Origin of the sequence: Moorena sp. SIO3B2 (assembly GCF_010692525.1) — a bacterium.
In the GTDB taxonomy this organism is placed as follows: domain Bacteria; phylum Cyanobacteriota; class Cyanobacteriia; order Cyanobacteriales; family Coleofasciculaceae; genus Moorena; species Moorena producens.
In genome coordinates this window covers 1-2,108 of sequence record NZ_JAAHHE010000715.1, presented here as the reverse complement: position 1 = coordinate 2,108, position 2,108 = coordinate 1, and the positions used below count along the sequence as shown (strand labels likewise).

Below are 2,108 nucleotides of genomic sequence, written 5' to 3'. Positions count from 1 at the left end.
CTTAGTTAGTGGTGTAAATGAATTTGTTCAACAGCTAGTTCAACAGCCAGAGCTTATGCTATGCGATGATCTGATCGATTTGGTGTTAGAGCTAGGGGAAGAGATGACCCCAGCTCTGGAAGCAACCAGACAACATCCGATTCGGGATCAGGCAAGTCAACAATCCATAGAATTTGTGACAGCACTGTCTTATGTCCGCCCGGATAAGTATGATCAGGCTATTGGGATGTTAGAGGAGATTCATCAAAATTCAGATAGTCCTATCAATGGTTACATTGCTAGGGCAATAGCTACCTGTTACTTTAAAAAGGAATAATTTGATGATATTCCGTTTTGAGTATGCTAAATTTTTATAAACCCAATCTAAATTGTTGATACAATAAGAAGGTTATGGGTTTAGCTAAAATTTTATAGTAAAAACTAATTATCAAAACCTTAAAGCTATACATGATAGTAATTTGATGTCATCAAAGCTAATAATTTAGCATAACAGGTAGGGAAAAGCCGAATATGATAAAGCGATCGCATTCTACCAAGACAGCGTTGAAATCAATCAGCAGTTAGATTTACAAAATAATGTAGCCAATCAGTGGTCTTGGCTAGCTGATTGTTATCGAGACTGGGGCAACTATCAGCTAGCTCTCGATTGTCAACTCAAAGATTTAGCCATCCGTCAGCAGCTTGATGACCAAACAGGTATAGCATTAGCTTACTATCAGCTTGCTAGAATCTATCAAGATTGGGTTGACACTCCCCGACCTAAAGGCGCGGAGATTCTTGGTTCAATGAGGCAGCTTGCTCAACCAGGCCGGAGCCAGGAAGAGTAGAGGCCGCTTCTCCCCAAGCGTTTGGATCGACGTTCCCGTAGCGTGACCTACGGTCAATCCCAGTTCCGGTGTGCCCCACCGTACTTAAGGCTCGATTCAGAATGTTGATTGCAGCATTATGGTCTCTATCTAACTGGCAACCACATTGACAGATATGGGTTCTAGTTGATAGAGACTTTTTGACTACTTCACTGCAGTTAGAGCAGTTTTGGCTGGTATAAGCAGGATTTACTGCAACAGTTATCTTGCCAAACTTAGTGCCAAAGTGCTCTATCCATTTTCTAAATTGATACCAACCTACATCATTAATAGACTTGGCGAGACAGTGGTTTTTGACCAGATTTTTTACCCTCAAGTCTTCATAGGCGACCAGGTCGTTAGACCGGACTACGCAACGCGCCAGTCTCTTGGCGTGTTCTTCACGTTGCCTGCTTATTTTGAGGTGTGTCTTACCTAGTTTATTAATAGCTTTTTTACGGTTAGCAGAGCCTTTCTTTTTTCGAGAAACCCGGCGTTGATAAAACTTTAGACGCTTTTCGCCTTTCCTGTAAAATCTGGGATTAGGTTCGACATTTCCGTCTGAGTCAGTGTAGAAATATTTGAGTCCTACATCTAAGCCAAGAGTGTGTCCAGTTTTTTCTAGTTCTTCATTATTATTAAGCTGAACGCAGAACTGAACATAGTACCCATCGGCTCGACGGACTATCCTAACCCTCTTGATTTGCTTTTTGTCAAAGTGCCACAAATCCCATGTCCCCTTAAGCTTAAGCTTTCCGATTCCTTTCTTGTCGGTAAAGATGATTGACTTTTTGTCTGGGGACAGTTTCCATCCACACTGCTTATACTCAACCGAACGAGAGTGTTTCTTAAACCGGGGATAGCCTTTCTTTCCGGGAACCTTTTTCTTGCAATTATCAAAGAAGCGAGCGATTGATGACCATGCCCTTTCAGCACTAGCTTGACGGGCAGTAGAGTTCAACTCATTGGCAAACGGAAACTCTTTAGCCAAATATTTGCTATATCTGCTTAGGTCGTATTTATTAACCCCTTTGTTGTCCATCCAATAGCGAAGGCAGCTATTACGGATAAATTTAACCGTTCTGATCGCCTCATCTATTGCTAGATATTGTTTCTGTTTGCCGTATGCCTTGAACTCTATAATAATCATCACGTATCGACCTTCCGCTATTAATTTATTATACAATGAATAGGATAAAACTCCAAAAAAAGCCGCCCTATAAGGACGGGACTTTAGATCCAATTCTTCGGTAACAGCCAACG

Annotated in this window: 2 protein-coding genes; one reads left to right on the top strand and one right to left on the bottom strand. The window is 41.5% G+C overall.

Annotation, left to right across the window (positions count from 1 at the left end; all coding sequences use genetic code 11):
* A partial coding sequence (locus F6K38_RS40170; RefSeq protein WP_287360450.1) for a hypothetical protein occupies window positions 1-316 on the top strand: 316 nt, incomplete at its 5' end.
* Between the two features lie 443 nt (window positions 317-759).
* Here F6K38_RS40170 and F6K38_RS40165 read toward each other — a convergent pair.
* Window positions 760-1,995: an RNA-guided endonuclease InsQ/TnpB family protein gene (locus tag F6K38_RS40165; RefSeq protein WP_287255641.1), complete on the bottom strand. Its 1,236-nt coding sequence runs from the start codon at window positions 1,993-1,995 to the stop codon at window positions 760-762.
* Window positions 1,996-2,108: the final 113 nt, after the last annotated feature.